This is a genomic window from Stenotrophomonas sp. NPDC077421 (assembly GCF_049545505.1).
GTDB lineage: Bacteria > Pseudomonadota > Gammaproteobacteria > Xanthomonadales > Xanthomonadaceae > Stenotrophomonas > Stenotrophomonas nematodicola.
In genome coordinates this window covers 39257-55069 of sequence record NZ_JBMWDP010000016.1, presented here as the reverse complement: position 1 = coordinate 55069, position 15813 = coordinate 39257, and the positions used below count along the sequence as shown (strand labels likewise).

Sequence of the window (15813 nt, the reverse complement as noted above, 5' to 3'; positions counted from 1 at the left end):
TCACGGTGGCATCGTGGCTCCCCCCACTTCACGGGCCGGTCAGAAGGCCGGCTGCAGGTGCAGATTGCTGCCGGGGTCCTGCTCGCCGACATGATTGAGGCGGCCAACCAGCTCGGAATGCTGATGCATCCGGCCGATCTCGCGCATGATGCGGATGTCTTCGTGGCGCAGCTCGCGCCGCGCGCTGACGACCTGCTTGTAGTTGAGCACTTCCGGATAGTGCTGGGCCATCTCCAGCGCATCGGCCACGCACTCGACGCTGTCGGCATCGGCGGTGATCCGCTCGCGGCTGTTGAACGCCTTCATCCAGCGCTCGAAACCGGCCTTGTGGTCGAACATGTTGGCCATGAACCAGATCACGAACAGGATCGAGACCCAGGAACCGAACACGATCACCACGCGGGTGAAGGTGATATGGAAGTCGTCCTTCCACAGGTAGTTGCTGATCAGGCCGAGGATGAGCAGCGAGGACGCCTGCCACCCGACGATTGAAGCCATCAGCCATTGACCCTTGGCCTTGGCGAGCACGGCCACTTCCTCGCGGATCTGCTGCTCGCTCTTGTTACGCCAATGCGCGACCTGTTTTTCGAACGGGCTGTTGTACAGCTCGTTGTCCTGCAACAGCAAACCCAAACCCTTGAACAAAGCGATCATGACGTGCTCCTTCTGGAACGTGCGGCAGCGCATTGGACGAACTTGAGGCGGATTCAGTTCTAGCACTTCCAGCGGCCGGTGCAATGGGGAGAACGCGAAGGGCGGCCGACCGTTTTTCTGAATGCGGGTGGCGTGATGCAGTGCATCATTGCGCGCGCAGCCTGCGACAAGATGTCGCAGGGTGATTCATGTTGCGGGTGCACATGAAACGCGCGGTGACCGGGGTGGGTCGCCGCCCCGGCCGGGATCGGCCAGAATCGAGGCCGACCGCGCAGCCAGCGGTCGTTTCTCCCGCCGACCGGACCTGCGATGCCGCCGCTGCTCAACCGTCTCTCCCGCCCCATTGCGGCGCCCATCCGACGCTGGGTCCTGGACGCGTTCCCGCGCGGCCAGAGCAACATCGATTACGACCATCCGCAGGGCGATCCGGGCTGGTTTGGCCCGGACAGCGCCACTTGGCGCGTGCATGCGGAGCTGCCCGGGATGCTCGCCGGCGGCCTGTGCGCGCTGATGCTGCAGACCCTGCACCCGTTGGCCCTGGCGGGGGTGTACGACCACTCCAACTTCCGCGGCGACCTGGTCGGCCGGCTGCGCCGCACCACCGCTTTCGTGGCGGGCACGAGCTATGCCCCCGCCGGCGAAGTGGAGACGCTGGTTGCCCGGGTCAAACGCATTCATGCGCAGGTGCGCGGGCATACCCCGGACGGGCAGGCCTACGCCGCCGACGATCCGGATCTGCTGACCTGGGTTCACGTCACCGAGGCGTACGGCTTCCTGCAGGGCTGCCGCCGCTATTGCCGTGAGGTACCGGCGTCGGTTGCCGACCGCTATTACGACGAGTACCGCCGCGTGGCCGAGGCATTGGGGGCGACCGCAGTGCCGGCCTCGGAAGCGGAGGTGGCGGCGTACTTCGTGCGGGAGCTGCCGCGGTTGCGCTTCGATGCGCGCTCGCGCGAGGTGCTGGCGGTGCTCGCCGGCATCCGACTGCCGGTGCCGATGGCGGGGCTGTCGCGTGATCTGTTCCTCGGTGCGGGCGCCGCGTTGCTGCCGCCGTGGGCGGTGTCGATGCTGGAACGCACTGCGCTGCAACGGGCGCAGGCGCAGACCTCGGCCCGCCTGTTGCGTGGCATGGCGCCGCTGTTCCGCCGCGCGCTGCCGGATGGTGTGGCCACCCGCGCCTGCGCCCGCGTCGGTGTGCCGGCCAGCGTGCTCACGAGGTGGTGACAGAGTGGCGCGCATAAAAAAACGGGCGCGGAAGCGCCCGTTTTCCGATCATCGCACCGCGATGATCACCACACTTTGACCCGCTTGTCCGGGGCCAGGTACAGCTTCTGGCCTTCCTTGACGTCGAACGCCGGGTACCACGCGTCCAGGTTGCGCACAGTGAGCGCGCGGAACTGGCCGGGGGCATGCACGTTGGTCAGCAGCGCGTTGCGCAGCGCCTGCTCGCGGGCCTTGCTGCGCCAGGCCTGGGCGAACCCGAGGAAGAAGCGCTGGTCCGGCGTGAAGCCTTCCAGCGTCTGTGCCGGCTTGCCCTGCAGCGAGAGCTGGTAGGCATCGTAGGCGGTGGCCAGACCGGCCACGTCGGCGATGTTTTCGCCCAGCGTCAGGCGCCCGTTGACCGACACACCCGGGAAGGGCTGGTAGCTGCTGAACTGCGCGGCCAACGCGTCGCCGGCGGCGTTGAACTGCTTGAGGTCATCGGCAGTCCACCAGTTGTCCAGCTTGCCGGTTTCGTCGAACAGCGCACCGGCGTTGTCGAAGCCGTGGCTGATCTCGTGGCCGATCACCGCGCCGATCGCGCCGTAGTTCACCGCGTCGTCGGCGGCCCCGTCGAAGAACGGCGGCTGCAGGATCGCGGCCGGGAACACCAGGCGGTTCTCCAGCGGCACGTTCATTGCATTGATGGTCTGCGGCAGCATCGCCCACTCGGTGTGGTCCACCGGCTTGCCCAGCTTGGCGATGTTGCGCTGGTACTCGAACAGCTCCGCACGCGCGGCATTGCCCAGCGCATCGTCGCGCTTGACCTCCAGCCCGCTGTAATCGCGCCAGGTGTCCGGGTAGCCCATGCCCACGGTAAGGCCGGCAACCTTGGCCTTGGCGCGGGCCTTGGTCTGCGGCGACATCCATGCCAGCGCATCGATCCGCTTGGCGAAGGCGGCGATGATGTTCCTGGCCATCTCGTCGGCGCGTGCCTTGGTGGCCGGGTCGAAGTGACGCTCGACGTACAGCTTGCCGATCGCTTCGCCGACGGCGTGGTTGCTGTCGTCCACCGCGCGTTTCCAGCGCTCGCTCTGCTGCGGGGTGCCGTTCAGCGCGGTGCCGTGGAAGGCGAAGCGCGCGTCGGCGAATGCCTTCGGCAGGTAAGGCGCGGCGCGATCCAGGGCATGGAAGGCGAGATAGTCCTTCCACACTTCCAGAGGCTCGGTGGCGACCAGGCGCGAGATGCCCGCCACGGCCTTGGGCTGCCACACGATGAAGTCCTGCTGCCCGCCCAGACTGGCGCCGGCCAGGAACGCGCTCCAGTCCATGCCCGGCGCCTTGGCGCTCAGGTCGGCCTGCGTCCAGGCGTTGGCGCCCTTGGCCACATCGTTGGTTTCTTCCTGGGTGGCGTGCGCCTGGGCGATCCGCGTTTCCAGGGCGAGGATGCGCTGTGCCTTGCCGGCGGGATCGGCAACGCCGGCAAGCTGCAGCACCTGGGCGATGTAGGCCTGGTATTGCTTGCGCAGTTCGGCCATGCGGCCGCCCTGCAGGTAGAAGTCGCGGTCCGGCATGCCCAGGCCGCCCTGCACCAGGTACGGTGCGGTGCGGTCCGGCTGCAGCAGATCCACCGAGACCCACACGCCGAACAGGCGGTCGGTGTAGAAGTTGGTCGCGTTCAGCAGGTCGACGTCGGCGCGCAGGGTGCCGCCCAGGGTGGTGGCCAGCGCGGATTTGTCGGCAACGGCGGCGATGGCATCCAAGGTGGGCTTCACCGGGGCCAGGCCCCGCGACTCGATGCCCGCTTCGTCCATGTAGGCCGCGTAGTAGTCACCGATCAGCCTGGCTTCGCCTTCGGCCTTGGCATCGGCGGCAGCGCCTTCGAGGATCGCGCGGGTGTCGGCCAGGGTCTTTTCGGCGATGACGTTGAAACTGCCATAGCTGGAGCGGTCGGCGGGGATCTCGGTGGTCCTCACCCAGGTGCCGTTGGCGAAGCCGAAGAAGTCATCGCCTGCGGCGAGGCTGCGGTCCATGCCGGCGATATCGAAACCAAAGCTGCCCAGCTGCGGCTTGGCCGGGGCGGGCGCGGCGGCGGTGTCCGTGGCGGGGGAGGCCGGCGGTGCGGCCGGTTCACGGTCGCAGGCAGCCAGGCTCAGCGACAGGCTGGCGGCAATGGCGAGCATCAGGGTGGGGCGGCGCAGCTTGGACATGGACCTTCTCAGGCAACGGAAAGAACCTAGTTTAGTCCTCCGGCGCAGGTCGGATCGGGCCGCATGCCCGATCGCCCATTGGCCAGATTCCGCTCTTCCCGCACGGCTGCCGCTGGTGCATGCTGGGGCCGGCAGGACCGTTCCGCGCCAGGGTGCCAGGGGAGGCATCGCGTGGACACGATTGCAGGCGTCAAGAAACGGGGGCTTCGGCCGCTCAGGTTTGGGGGAAACCAGGAAGCGTTTGCGCATGAAGTCAGCCCGCTATGAAGGGAGCCGTTTGCGATGCCCGCGTTGAACCGTGTGATGGCTCGGCCACTGCGGACGATCGTCTGGTTGGGCAGTGCGCTGGCCGTGCTGCTGGCCGCTGCGTTGGGCGTCATGCTGGCCAACGACTACCAGCGGCGCCTGGAAGCCGCGCAACGCCAGAGCTCCGCGCTGGCGGCGGGCTCGCAGCGCCTGTTGCGATTGGAACTGCGCAACCTGGAACGGGCCATGCTGGGCATTGCCGACGACGGCGCCAAACTGTTCCAGCGCGTGCCGGAGCAGGCGCCGGAGCTGCTCGATGACGCCATCGCCGGGGTGCTGCAGCGGCATGCCGAGCTGGACAGCATCGTGGTGGTGGACCAGCACGGGCGCGCGCTGACCAGCGGCAGCGGTGATCTGCACCTGCCGTTGTGGGCGATGGAGTCCAACCGGGGCACCGGAAGCGCGCTGTACATCGGCCCGCCGCAGGCATTGGACGGCTATCGCTGGGTGCTGCCGCTGGCGCTGCGCATGGGCGAGGACCGCTGGCTGCTCAGCCGCCTGCACACCGACGAGCTGACCTCGATCATCAGCGGCCTGGACACCGGCGAGTACGGGGTGATCTCGATCACCGACGCCCAGGGCTATGTGCTGGCACGCAGCCCCGACCCGCTCGGGGCCACCGGACAGCGCTTCGGCCTGGCCCGGCGCGAGATGCTGCGCACCGATGCGGTGACGCCACTGGGCATCGAAACCAGCGCGGTGGACCAGATCGAACGCATCTCCACGCTGACCACGCTCGGCCAGTATCCGCTGGCGGTCTACGCCGGCCTGGGCCGTCGCGATGTGCTGGCACCGTGGTGGCCCTACGCGTACGCATCGATGGGCGTGTACCTGGCGTACTGGGTGGTCTTTCTCGGGGTGTACTTCAGCCTGCGCCGCGCCAGCGTGCACCAGGATGTGCTGACCGAGGAACTGCGTACCGGCCACGCCGAGCTGCGCCTGGCCCACCAGGTCGGCAAGGTCTGCACCTGGTACGTGGACGAGGATGCGTGCGTGCTGCGCTGGTCACCGTTGGCGCGCGAGATCTTCGGCGTGGAGATCGACAGCCTGCCGGTTGCCGATTTCTTCGCGCGCGTGCACCGCGACGACGCACCGCGCATGCAGGCCGCCTTCGACGCCGCCTTCGCCGGTACGGCGGTGCTGGATGAAATGTTCCGCGTGGTGCTGCCTGGCGGGGCCGTCCGCTGGGTGTCCGCGCGCGGCCAGCGGGTGGCGGTGGTGGATCGGCAGCGGCGCATGATCGGCGCGCTCACCGATGTCAGCGAGCGCGTGCAGGCGCTGGCACGGGTACAGCAGGCCGAGCGCCAGTTCCGCCTGCTGTTCGACCGCAATCCGGCACCGTTCTGGGTGTTCGACCCCGATACGCTGCGCTTCCTGGAAGTGAACGAGGCCGCGGTACGCCAGTACGGGTTCAGCCGTGACGAGTTCCTGTCCATGAGCATTCTCGACATCCGCCCGCGCGAAGGCTGGGATGAGATCCGTGGCGCCATCGCACAGGCGCGCATCGGCGATGTGCAGGACGCCACGGTGCGCATGCACCGGCGCAAGGACGGCACTGTGTTCGAGGTCCGCGCCCACCTGGCACGGCTGGACTTCGACGGGCGCCAGGCGTGCCTGGTCCTGGCCGAGGACGTCAGCGAGCGTCTGGCCTACGAGCGCGACCTGGCCTACCACGCCACCCACAACCCGGCCACCGGCCTGCTCAATACGCGTGCGTTGGCCGAACAGTTGGACGCCGCCGGCGGCGGCTACACCATCGCCTATGTGCAGTTCCGCGGGTTGCAGCTGGTGGCCGATACGCTGGGCCGCGAAGTGGGCGAGGTGGTGCTGCAGGCGATGGCCAAGCGCCTGGGCGGGCTCGGTGCGCGTTATGGCGCGCTGGCGTTCCAGCCGGCCGAGGACTTCATCTTTGCCATCGACGACGGCCACGACCGCCAGTCGGCGCTGGACACGCTGGTGCAGACCGTGTCCGAACCGGTACGCGGGCAGGATTGGCTGCACCAGTTCGAGCCGCGCATCGGCGTGGCGGTGAAGTTCGACGGCGATGTGCTGCCGGCCGAACAGGTGATCGGCATGGCCGCGCAGGCCGCGCACGCGGCGCGCGACGAAGGCAGCGTGATCGCCTGGTACGACAACACGGTCAGCTCGCGGCTGGCCGAGCGGCTGCGCCTGGCCGGTCGCATCCACAGCGCGATCGATGCCGAGTTCGAGCTGTACTTCCAGCCCATCTGCCATGCCAGCGACGGCACCCCGGCCGCGCTGGAGGCACTGCTGCGCTGGCCGCAGCCGGATGGCAGCTTCATTCCCCCGGGCGAGTTCATCCAGCTGTGCGAAGACACCGGGTTGATCCTGGCGCTGGGCCGCTGGGTGATCCGTGCGGCGGCACAGGCGCAGCGGCAACTGGTCGATGCCGGCTGGGGCGTGCTGCCGATCGCGGTGAACGTCTCGGCGGTGCAGTTCTTCAACAGCGACCTGGTGGCCGAGTTCACCCGCGCCAGCCAGGAGTTCGGCCTGGCGCGGGGCGCGCTGCAGGTGGAACTGACCGAGAGCAGCCTGATGCGCAAGCCGGCGCAGGCCAAGCAGACCATGCAGCGCCTGCACGAGCAGGGCATCTGCATTTCGCTGGACGATTTCGGCACGGGTTATTCCAACATGTCCTACCTGCAGCATCTGCCGCTGGACATTCTGAAGATCGACCGCAGCTTCGTGGCCGATGTGGAAACCAATCCGCGCAACGCCTCGATCTGCCGTGCGCTGTTGTCGCTGGGCCACAGCATGGGGCTGACCATCATCGCCGAAGGCGTGGAAACGCCCGGGCAGCACCAGTGGCTGGCCGCGCACGGCTGCGACCAGGTGCAGGGCTACCTGCTGGGCCGGCCGGCGCCGCTGTGCGAAGTGATCGCGCGGCTGGAGACCGCCGACGCGGTGTAGCGCCGCGCGCTGCGCTTCACGCGGTTCAGGCCAGCGCTTGGACCAGGTAGTCGATGAAGCTGCGCACCTTCGGTGCGAGGTGGTTGCGGCTGGTGTAGACCGCATGGATGCCGACGGGCGGCACTTCCCAGTCGGGAAGAATGCGTTGCAGTCGGCCATCGGCCAGCGCATCGTCAACCAGGAAATCCGGCTGCAGGATGATGCCCAGGCCGGCGATCGCCGCGTCGCGCAGCACATCGCCGTTGTTGGCGCGGATGCCGCCGCGGATGGCCACGCTGACCTCGCCGCGCGGGCCGCGCAGCTGCCAGGCATCGCCGCCGCCCCAGTAGCTGTAATTCAGGCACTGGTGACCGGCCAGGTCCTCCGGCTGCTGCGGGTGGCCATAGGCGGCCAGGTAGGCCGGTGACGCGCACAGGGTGATGCGGGCGTCGGCGAGTTTGCGCGCGATCAGCGTCGGGCCCGGCTGCCGGGTGATGCGGATGGCCACGTCGAAGCCCTCTTCGACCATGTCCACCAGGCGGTCGGACAACGACAGATCCAACTGCACCTGCGGATACCGCGCGCGGTAGCCGGCCAGCAGCGGGCCAAGCCGGGCGATGCCGTAGCTGACCGGCGCGTTGACCCGCAGCAGGCCGGAGGGCTCCAGCGCCTGCGCGCCGATGCTGGCCTCCAGTGCGTCGAACTGCGCCAGCAGCTGCACGCATTGGGCGTAGTAGGCCGCGCCGGTGCTGGTCGGGCTCACCCGGCGGGTGGTGCGGTTGAGCAGGCGCGTGGACAGGCGCTGTTCCAGCGCCGCGATCTGCCGGGTGACCCCGGCCGTGGACATGTCCAGCGCCTGCGCGGCGGCGCTGAACCCGTTGCGCTCGACCACGGCCACGAACACGCGCATTGCATCCAGAGTGTCCATTGTTGCGGTTCCGGTAATAAACAGCGTCGGGTGATCGTATTTATTGGTGCTGGTGTGCGCAATAACCTGTCCACACCGCACTCCGCCGAGGTTTCCCATGCACGCCCCCGCCCACCGTACCGCCTCCCTGGCCCCCTATGGCGCGACCGCGCTGCGCTGGGTGCTGGGGGCGCTGTTCCTCGTCCACGGGCTGACCAAGCTGCTGGTGTTCACCCCGGCCGGCACCGCCGCCTATTTCCAGTCGCTGGGCCTGCCCGGTGCCTTGGGCTACGCCACCATCGCCCTGGAGCTGACCCTCGCCGCCGCGCTCCTGCTGGGCCTCTTCGCGCGCTGGGTCGGCCTGATCGGCGTGCCGCTGCTGCTGGGCACCATCGTTACCGTTCACGGCGCCAACGGCTTCAGCTTCGCCAACGCTGGGGGCGGTTGGGAATACCCGGCGTTCTGGGCGCTGGCCCTGCTGGTGCTGTTCTGCATTGGCGACGGCAAATGGACGTTGGCCTCGCGCTGAATCTGCCCACGCCCCCCGCCTCTTACTGGAGCTTCCGATGACCCGTCTGCCGTCGCTGTACATCTCGCACGGTTCGCCGATGACCGCGCTCAACCCCGGCCTGGTCGGTGAGCGCCTGGCCGACCTGGCCGCCACGCTGCCGCGCCCGCGCGCGATCGTCATGGCCTCGGCCCACTGGCTGACCCGCCAGCCGGCGGTCGGCGGGCACCCGCGGCCGCCGACCATCCACGATTTCGGCGGCTTCCCGCAGGCGCTGTTCGACCTGCAGTACCCGGCGCCGGGCGATCCGACGCTGGCCCGCGAGGTTGCCGAGCGGCTGGGGGCGGCCGGACTGCCGACGGTGATCGATGCCGCTCGTGGCCTGGACCACGGCGCGTGGGTGCCGCTGCGCTTCCTCTACCCGCAGGCGGACATTCCGGTGGTTCCGCTGGCGATCCAGCCGCTGCTCGGGCCGGCCCATCAACTGGCGCTGGGCCGCGCGCTGGCACCGTTGCGCGAGCAGGGGGTGCTGGTGATCGGATCGGGCAGCATCACCCACAACCTGCATGACTGGGGCCACTACCAGGACGGCAAGGACGCACCCTATGTGCGGCCCTTCATCGACTGGGTGGAGCAGCGGCTGGCGGCCGACGACAGCGCCGCGCTGCTCGACTACCGCCGCCAGGCACCGTATGCCGAGCGCGCGCATCCCACCGATGAACACCTGCAGCCGCTGTACGTCGCGATGGGCGCGGCCGGTGCGGACACGTTGGGCGCGCAGCGCATCGATGCCGGTATCGATGCCGGTTTCCTGGCGATGGACATCTACCGCTTCGATGGCGGTGATGTCGCCCGGCCGGCTTCAGCCAGTGCGGGACCATGAGCCCCGGCATCGCCACGCGTGATGTGCAGGGCCACCCGGTGTGCGGCATGCGGCAACGGACTATCCGATGGACCACGCAGCATCGGCTGTCCCTCCACTGAGCCGACGCGCACGCGCGCGTTCGCGCGACGGCAGGGGTGTGGTACGTTTTTTCCGTTTCCGGCGCCGGCTGTCCGCAGCCTCCCCCCGCGCTGCCCACTGGAAAATGCATGCATACCATTGAAGTCGTCCTGGCGATGCTGGTGGCCGTGGTGGCCAGCGGCTACCTCGTCCGGGTCCTGCCGCTGTCGCTGCCGTTGCCGCTCGTGCAGATCGGCCTCGGGGCGGTGATCGCCGGCGTGTTCAACCGCGGCCACGCGCTGGAACCGGAGATGTTCTTCCTGTTGTTCCTGCCGCCACTGCTGTTTCTGGATGGTTGGCGCATTCCCAAACAGGGCCTGTTCCGCGACAAGGGCGTGATCCTGGAACTGGCCTTCGGGCTGGTGGTGTTCACCGTGATCGGTGCGGGCTTGCTGATTCACTGGATGATTCCGGTGATGCCGCTGGCGGTGGCCTTCGCATTGGCCGCGATCATCTCGCCCACCGATCCGGTGGCGGTCGGGTCGATCGCCGCGCGTGCGCCGATTCCCAAACGCCTGATGCACATCCTGGAAGGTGAGTCGCTGCTCAACGATGCGTCCGGACTGGTCTGCTTCCGCTTCGCGGTGGCGGCGGTAATGACCGGAACGTTCTCGCTGGCCAGCGCCTCGCTGACCTTCCTGTGGGTGGCCGTGGCGGGCCTGGCGATCGGCGTGGCGGTGACGCTGGGCGTGTCCACCTTCCAGCGCTGGCTGTGGCGGCGCTTCGGCGAGGAGCCGGGCGCGGCGCTGCTGGTCAACCTGCTGATTCCCTTCGCGGCCTATCTGCTGGCCGAAGAAGTCAATGCCTCGGGCATCCTGTCGGCCGTCGCCGCAGGCATCACGATGAGCTATGTCGAGCTGACCGGCCGCGTCTCCGGCAGCATGCGCGTGCAGCGTGCCGCGGTGTGGGGGATGCTGCAGTTCAGCTTCAACGGCATCATGTTCGTGCTGCTCGGCGAGCAGCTTCCGGGCATCGTCGAGCGCGCGATCACCACCGTCAGCGAGAGTGGCCATCACAGTCCGTGGTGGCTGCTGGTGTACGTGGTGGTGATCAACCTGGCGCTGGTGGTGCTGCGCCTGGCCTGGGTATGGTTGTCGCTGCGCTGGAGCCTGCTGCGTGCGCGCCACCGTGGCGAAGTCCAGCAGGGCACGCCGTGGCGGGTGGTGGTGGCAACGTCGGTCGCCGGCGTACGCGGCGCGATCACCCTGGCCGGCGTGCTGACCCTGCCGCTGTTCCTGCCCGATGGCAGCGCCTTCCCGGCGCGCGATCTGGTGATCTTCCTGGCGGCGGCGGTGATCCTGGTGTCGCTGATCGGCGCCAGCGTGGCCTTGCCGCGTCTGTTGAAGGGACTGGAGCTGCCCGCCGATTCGGGTGACCGCAAGGCCGAGGACCTGGCCCGCAAGCTCGCTTCCAAGGCGGCGCTGGCCGGCGTGGAGCGCATGCGCCAGCAACTGGTGCAGAACCAGACCACCGAGAACGTGCAGCTCTACAACGATGCCGCCTCGCGGGTCAGCCTGCTGTACCAGCGCAACCTGGAGAAGGACAACGGACCCGATGCCGATCCGGAAAAGGTGAAGCGGATGGAGCAGGGCTACCGGCAGCTGCGCACCGCCGGTCTCACCGCCGAGCGTGAAGAGCTGTTCCGCCTGACCCGGCGCGGCAAGATCTCCGATGAGGTCTCGCGCCGGCTGATCCGCAACCTGGATCTGCTGGAAACCCGGCAACGGGATTGACGGCCCAGCCGCCAATCCCGGGCAGCCACCGACCGCGGGCCGGTGGACCGGTTACTCGGCCTTCTGGTCCAGGTAGTAAGCCACCACGGTGCCCTTGACCTTGATCGTCATCGGGTTGCCGCGGCGGTCACGCGCCTTGCCGGCCTGCACGCGGATCCAGCCTTCGCTGACCGAATACTCCTCGACGTTGTCGCGCTCGACGTCGTTGAAGCGGATGCCAACCCCGCGCTCCAGCGCGGCGGCGTCGTGGAAGGGGCTGGCCGGGTTGATCGCCAGGTGATCGGGAGGGGTATCGCTCATGGTCATCGGGTACTGACGGCCACCACGGCCATCTTCTGCCGTACAGGATAAACCGCAGCGGCGCCCAGGCCGAATTTCGCTTCCTGCCAACGCCATCCCACGGCAGAATGCGCCCCTGCCTCCAGGAATACCGGTCATGCCCGACAACAGCGATTATTTCGACTTCGAAGAAGAAGAACGCGATTTCGACGAAGACGACTTCGAGGCGCGCATCTGGAACCTGTTCGTCCTGATCAACCCGGGCGACGAGGAACTGGCGTTGCAGCAGTTCAACCGCTGGCGCGAAACGCTGCTGGAAAGCGGCGAGGAGATCGATGAAGAGGCCGAGTGGCTGCCCCCGCTGCTGACGGCCATCGCCTGGCAGTCCGGCTTCGAGGTCGAACGCGGCGATGCCGATGCGCTGATGTCGGCGGTCAACGAACTGTCCGCGCGCTGGAACCTGCAGCTGGACTGGGGCGGCGACCTGGACGACGAAGACTTCGCTGCCGGCGTGGACGCCCCGCAGCTGATGGCCACGGCGTACGACCGCCTGCGCGAGCACAACTATTCGTTGTGGAGCGTGGATGCCGGTACCGATGGCCTGGCCGGCTGGATGGCGCTCAGCCGCGACGATGACGCGATGCTTGCGCTGTGCTCGCTGCTGGGCGTGGAAGTGCGGCCGGGCAGCGATCCGTTCTGACACCAGCGGAGGTGCCGGCTGTGGGGCGGCCGAGTGTGGCCGGCAACCACGCGATGGGGGTCAGGGCGCGTACTGCGCGCGGGCGTTGGCGATCACTGCTTTGACCAGGGCGCGGTCGGTGTGGCGCGAAATCGGCCGCGCGCCCAGTGCGATGGCCTGCAGGCGCATCGGGGCGGTTACGTCGTAGTGCGCGCCGCTGCGGCGGTTCTGGAAGGCCCGCCGCGGAATCCCGAGCTGCGCCGCCAGGGCGTGCAGCTCGGGCAGGGTGTCGGCCATCAGATGCGCCCAGCGCTCGCCGCGCCAGGGGTGTACCGCATCGTCCACATAGACCGTCACCGGGGGCCGCAATCAGCCCTTGGGCTGCGCGTCGGCGTCGGCCGGGGTGGCGTCGGCAGCCGGAGCGTCAGCGGCATCGGCAGCCACCTCGGTGCCGGCATCGGCGTCGCCGTCGGCGGCTTCGTCTTCACCGTCCACACCTTCGAACTCGGACACCAGCTGGGCCAGGTACTCGTCGGCGGTCTTGCCTTCTTCGGCGGCCAGGTCGTCGATCATCTGCTGCATCTGGGTCGAGTATTCCAGAGTGACCTTGCGGCCTTCCTTCTCCTGGACATTGGACAGGTGCTTGAGCATGGCCAGCATCGGGATCGGGTTGTCCGCGTTGCCCATCGTCTGGCCACCGATGGCCAGCAGCCATTCGGTGCCTTGCAGGCCGATCGCGGCAACCACCTGGCCTTCCTCGTTCTGCAGGACGGCGTGGTTCTGCACCGGCTGCTGGGCGTTCAGGCGCTGGATCGGACGCTTGGGCTGCTGCTTCTTGCGCTTGTCGCGCTTGGCCTTGGACTGCTTGGACATGGGAACGGTCTATCTGTACGGGAAAGACCGTCATTGTAGTGCCGGCCGTCGGCCGGCTCCACGGATTCCACACCCGCGTCGCCGGCCAGCCCGTCTCAGGGCGAGACGGGCGCCGGTACCACCGGTGCTGCCGGCCGCGCCGGCACGCCCTGGGTCGCCTGGATGTCGGCGTCCTGGGCGGTCGGCGACAACGCCACTTCCTGGCCCGCACCGGCCAGCGCCGCTGCCTCGGCGGCCTTGGTCATCACCACGATACTGATCCGGCGGTTGATCGGATTGTCCGGCTGGGTCTTGTCGAACAGCACCGACGACGACAGCCCGACCACGCGGGTGACCTTGTCCTCGGTCATCCCGCCATCCAGCAGCGCGCGCCGGGCCGCATTGGCGCGGTCGGCACTGAGCTCCCAGTTGCTGTAGCCATGCACGGCGGTGTACGCGGTGGTGTCGGTATGGCCGGTGATGCTGATCCGGTTCGGCACGTGGTTGATGAACTGCGACAGCTCGCGCAGGATCTCGCGCGTGTACGGCTTGAGCGCGGCACTGCCCATGTCGAACATCGGCCGGTTCTGCTTGTCCACGATCTGGATGCGCAACCCCTCCGGGGTGAGATCGAGCAGCAGCTGGTCCTTGAACGGCTCCAACGCCTGGCTCTTGCTGATCGCCTCCTCCAGCTCCTTCTTCAGCGCTTCCAGCTGCTGCTGTTCCCGTTCGCGCTCGGTCTGCGGAACCGGCTTGGCAGCCTGCTGGTCATGGAAGGGATCGTTGCTGTTGCCGCGCGAGATGTCGGTGGCGCCGCCCAGCTTGATCATCGAGGTGCTGGCGCCGCCAGGGCCGGCCATGCCCGGCGCTGGCGTGGCGCTCTGGCCGGCCAGCGGACTGGGATTGCGGAAGTACTCGGAAATGGCGGCGCGCTCGGGCTTGGTGGTGGCCGCCATCAGCCACAGCACGAGAAAGAACGCCATCATCGCGGTCACGAAATCGGCGTACGCCACCTTCCAGGCACCCCCGTGATGGGCGGCGTGGCCGGCCTTCCTGACCCGGCGGACGATGACGGTGGGTTTGTTCTCGGCCATGAGGATGCCTTACTTGACCGTCTTGAGATGCTGCTCGAACTCGCTGAAGCCCGGACGCACGTTGGACGGCAGGGTCTTGCGGGCGAATTCGAGGGCGATCTTCGGGTTGTAGCCACGCAGGCAGGCCAGCAGCGCGGTCTTGACCGACTCATAGATGCGGCTGTCCTGCTCGGCGCGGGCCTCCACGGCCGCCGCCAGCGGGCCGACGAAGCCGTAGGCCAGCAGGATGCCCAGGAACGTACCGACCAGTGCGCCGGCCACGTGTGCGCCCACTTCGGTGATCTCACCACCGATCGAGCCCATCGTGATCACGATGCCCAGCACGGCGGCCACGATGCCGAAACCGGGCAGGCCGTCGGAGACCTTGTTGAGCACGGCCGCAGGCTGCATCGCTTCGGCATGGTGCTTTTCCAGCTCCATTTCCAGCAGCGGCTCCAGTTCGTGCGGCTCGATGTTGCTGCCGATCATCAGGCGCAGGCAGTCGGTCATGAAGTCGACCAGATGGTGATCGGCCTGCACCTTGGGGTAGTTAGCGAAGATCGCGCTCTCGGCCGGCCGCTCGACATGGTCTTCCAGCGCCATGAAGCCTTCGCGACGGGCCTTGTTGAGCAGTTCGTAGAGCAGGCTCAGCACATCGATGTAGTCCTGCTGCTTGTAGCGCGGGCCCTTGAACACGCCCACCGTGGCCTGCAGGGTCTGTTTGACGGTCTTGATCGGCGTGCCGATCAGGAACGCGCCCAGCGCCGCGCCACCGATGATGACCAGTTCATAGGGCTGCCACAGGGCAGCCAGTTTGCCGTGCGCGCCGACATAGCCGCCAAGCACGCTGAGGATGACGACGAGGAGTCCAACGATGATGAGCATGGGGCGGACGCGGGGAGGGGATACCTCCATGTCGGCCCGGCCCCCGCTTTTCTGAAGGGGGGCGTTGGTTGGACGTCACAGTTTTCAGGACGCGGAGATCCTCGCCGCCACCCCGGGTCCGTCAGCTGGCGGGGCCGGCCTCGGCACCGCCCCGCCGCAGCGGGTCCGGATACGGCGTGCCATTGGGCGTGAACGACAGCGAGACCGAGTTCAGGCAGTGCCGCTCATGGGTCGGCGGCGGGCCGTCCGGGAACACATGGCCCAGATGGCTGTCACACCGCGCGCAAACGATTTCGGTCCGGATCATGCCGTGACTGATGTCACGGATTTCGCGGACATGGGCCGGGTCGAACGGCGCGAAGAAGCTCGGCCACCCGGTCCCCGAGTCGAATTTCGTGCTGGAGCGGAACAGCGGCAGACCGCACAGCCGGCAGCCGTAGACGCCGTGCTGCTTGTTGTCCAGGAAGACCCCGCAGAACGGGGCCTCCGTGCCGTGGTGCAGCAGCACGCGCTGCTCGTCGGCACTGAGCCCGGCAATCAGTGCCTGGCGCTGGTCGGCGCTGGGCGGGGCAAGGTCGAAAGCGGTCATTGGCGGTTCCTCGGGGGCGTACCGG

At 68.1% G+C, this 15813-nt stretch carries 15 protein-coding genes; 6 read left to right on the top strand and 9 right to left on the bottom strand.

Going from position 1 to position 15813, the window contains the following annotated elements:
* Positions 1-39: 39 nt before the first annotated feature.
* Positions 40-654: a hypothetical protein gene (locus ACPEH1_RS10725; protein WP_313241833.1), complete on the bottom strand. Its 615-nt coding sequence runs from the start codon at positions 652-654 to the stop codon at positions 40-42.
* A 309-nt stretch (positions 655-963) separates the two neighbouring features.
* Between ACPEH1_RS10725 and ACPEH1_RS10720 the strand changes: the two genes are divergently transcribed.
* Positions 964-1878 carry an oxygenase MpaB family protein gene (locus ACPEH1_RS10720; RefSeq protein WP_153164945.1) on the top strand — a complete coding sequence of 305 codons (915 nt, stop codon included), beginning with the start codon at positions 964-966 and terminating at the stop codon, positions 1876-1878.
* Positions 1879-1943: 65 nt separating this feature from the next.
* Here ACPEH1_RS10720 and ACPEH1_RS10715 read toward each other — a convergent pair whose 3' ends face one another.
* A complete protein-coding gene (locus ACPEH1_RS10715; RefSeq protein WP_136003516.1) occupies positions 1944-4064 on the bottom strand; it encodes a M13 family metallopeptidase in 2121 nt (706 codons plus the stop codon).
* 303 nt (positions 4065-4367) lie between these two features.
* Between ACPEH1_RS10715 and ACPEH1_RS10710 the strand changes: the two genes are divergently transcribed.
* Entirely contained in the window at positions 4368-7301 is a 2934-nt protein-coding gene (locus tag ACPEH1_RS10710) for a bifunctional diguanylate cyclase/phosphodiesterase (RefSeq protein WP_243746311.1), read from the top strand.
* Positions 7302-7326: 25 nt separating this feature from the next.
* Here ACPEH1_RS10710 and ACPEH1_RS10705 read toward each other — a convergent pair whose 3' ends face one another.
* Complete coding sequence (locus ACPEH1_RS10705) at positions 7327-8208, bottom strand: LysR family transcriptional regulator (protein WP_017356516.1); 882 nt, start codon at positions 8206-8208, stop codon at positions 7327-7329.
* A 97-nt stretch (positions 8209-8305) separates the two neighbouring features.
* Between ACPEH1_RS10705 and ACPEH1_RS10700 the strand changes: the two genes are divergently transcribed.
* The 3 genes from ACPEH1_RS10700 (at position 8306) to ACPEH1_RS10690 (ending at position 11431) form a co-directional block, all read left to right on the top strand.
* Positions 8306-8716 carry a DoxX family protein gene (locus ACPEH1_RS10700; RefSeq protein WP_017356515.1) on the top strand — a complete coding sequence of 137 codons (411 nt, stop codon included), beginning with the start codon at positions 8306-8308 and terminating at the stop codon, positions 8714-8716.
* 37 nt (positions 8717-8753) lie between these two features.
* Positions 8754-9578 (top strand): dioxygenase, encoded by an 825-nt coding sequence (locus tag ACPEH1_RS10695; RefSeq protein WP_017356514.1) that lies wholly within the window; start codon positions 8754-8756, stop codon positions 9576-9578.
* 209 nt (positions 9579-9787) lie between these two features.
* Positions 9788-11431: a Na+/H+ antiporter gene (locus ACPEH1_RS10690; protein WP_423715750.1), complete on the top strand. Its 1644-nt coding sequence runs from the start codon at positions 9788-9790 to the stop codon at positions 11429-11431.
* A 51-nt stretch (positions 11432-11482) separates the two neighbouring features.
* Here ACPEH1_RS10690 and ACPEH1_RS10685 read toward each other — a convergent pair whose 3' ends face one another.
* Entirely contained in the window at positions 11483-11731 is a 249-nt protein-coding gene (locus ACPEH1_RS10685) for a DUF3297 family protein (protein WP_026070836.1), read from the bottom strand.
* A 136-nt stretch (positions 11732-11867) separates the two neighbouring features.
* On the opposite strand from ACPEH1_RS10685, the gene ACPEH1_RS10680 reads away from it, so the two are divergent.
* Positions 11868-12410 carry a DUF6630 family protein gene (locus ACPEH1_RS10680; RefSeq protein WP_017356511.1) on the top strand — a complete coding sequence of 181 codons (543 nt, stop codon included), beginning with the start codon at positions 11868-11870 and terminating at the stop codon, positions 12408-12410.
* Between the two features lie 60 nt (positions 12411-12470).
* Here ACPEH1_RS10680 and ACPEH1_RS10675 read toward each other — a convergent pair whose 3' ends face one another.
* The 5 genes from ACPEH1_RS10675 to msrB form a co-directional block, all read right to left on the bottom strand.
* Positions 12471-12746: a DUF4031 domain-containing protein gene (locus ACPEH1_RS10675; protein ID WP_017356510.1), complete on the bottom strand. Its 276-nt coding sequence runs from the start codon at positions 12744-12746 to the stop codon at positions 12471-12473.
* 12 nt (positions 12747-12758) lie between these two features.
* Positions 12759-13262, bottom strand: coding sequence for a hypothetical protein (locus ACPEH1_RS10670; protein ID WP_287248189.1), 504 nt, complete (start codon positions 13260-13262; stop codon positions 12759-12761).
* A gap of 95 nt (positions 13263-13357) precedes the next feature.
* Positions 13358-14335: a flagellar motor protein MotB gene (motB, locus tag ACPEH1_RS10665; RefSeq protein ID WP_017356508.1), complete on the bottom strand. Its 978-nt coding sequence runs from the start codon at positions 14333-14335 to the stop codon at positions 13358-13360.
* A gap of 9 nt (positions 14336-14344) precedes the next feature.
* The gene (gene motA / locus ACPEH1_RS10660) at positions 14345-15199 is read right to left on the bottom strand and encodes a flagellar motor stator protein MotA (RefSeq protein ID WP_017356507.1); all 855 of its coding nucleotides are present in this window, start codon (positions 15197-15199) and stop codon (positions 14345-14347) included.
* Positions 15200-15320: 121 nt separating this feature from the next.
* The gene (msrB, locus tag ACPEH1_RS10655) at positions 15321-15788 is read right to left on the bottom strand and encodes a peptide-methionine (R)-S-oxide reductase MsrB (RefSeq protein WP_017356506.1); all 468 of its coding nucleotides are present in this window, start codon (positions 15786-15788) and stop codon (positions 15321-15323) included.
* Between the last annotated feature and the right edge of the window lie 25 nt (positions 15789-15813).

Coding starts and splice junctions, on each gene's coding strand:
- ACPEH1_RS10725 (WP_313241833.1), bottom strand. CDS start 654: ATGATCGCTTTGTTCAAGGGTTTGGGTTTGCTGTTGCAGGACAACGAG.
- ACPEH1_RS10720 (WP_153164945.1), top strand. CDS start 964: ATGCCGCCGCTGCTCAACCGTCTCTCCCGCCCCATTGCGGCGCCCATC.
- ACPEH1_RS10715 (WP_136003516.1), bottom strand. CDS start 4,064: ATGTCCAAGCTGCGCCGCCCCACCCTGATGCTCGCCATTGCCGCCAGC.
- ACPEH1_RS10710 (WP_243746311.1), top strand. CDS start 4,368: ATGGCTCGGCCACTGCGGACGATCGTCTGGTTGGGCAGTGCGCTGGCC.
- ACPEH1_RS10705 (WP_017356516.1), bottom strand. CDS start 8,208: ATGGACACTCTGGATGCAATGCGCGTGTTCGTGGCCGTGGTCGAGCGC.
- ACPEH1_RS10700 (WP_017356515.1), top strand. CDS start 8,306: ATGCACGCCCCCGCCCACCGTACCGCCTCCCTGGCCCCCTATGGCGCG.
- ACPEH1_RS10695 (WP_017356514.1), top strand. CDS start 8,754: ATGACCCGTCTGCCGTCGCTGTACATCTCGCACGGTTCGCCGATGACC.
- ACPEH1_RS10690 (WP_423715750.1), top strand. CDS start 9,788: ATGCATACCATTGAAGTCGTCCTGGCGATGCTGGTGGCCGTGGTGGCC.
- ACPEH1_RS10685 (WP_026070836.1), bottom strand. CDS start 11,731: ATGAGCGATACCCCTCCCGATCACCTGGCGATCAACCCGGCCAGCCCC.
- ACPEH1_RS10680 (WP_017356511.1), top strand. CDS start 11,868: ATGCCCGACAACAGCGATTATTTCGACTTCGAAGAAGAAGAACGCGAT.
- ACPEH1_RS10670 (WP_287248189.1), bottom strand. CDS start 13,262: ATGTCCAAGCAGTCCAAGGCCAAGCGCGACAAGCGCAAGAAGCAGCAG.
- motB (WP_017356508.1), bottom strand. CDS start 14,335: ATGGCCGAGAACAAACCCACCGTCATCGTCCGCCGGGTCAGGAAGGCC.
- motA (WP_017356507.1), bottom strand. CDS start 15,199: ATGCTCATCATCGTTGGACTCCTCGTCGTCATCCTCAGCGTGCTTGGC.
- msrB (WP_017356506.1), bottom strand. CDS start 15,788: ATGACCGCTTTCGACCTTGCCCCGCCCAGCGCCGACCAGCGCCAGGCA.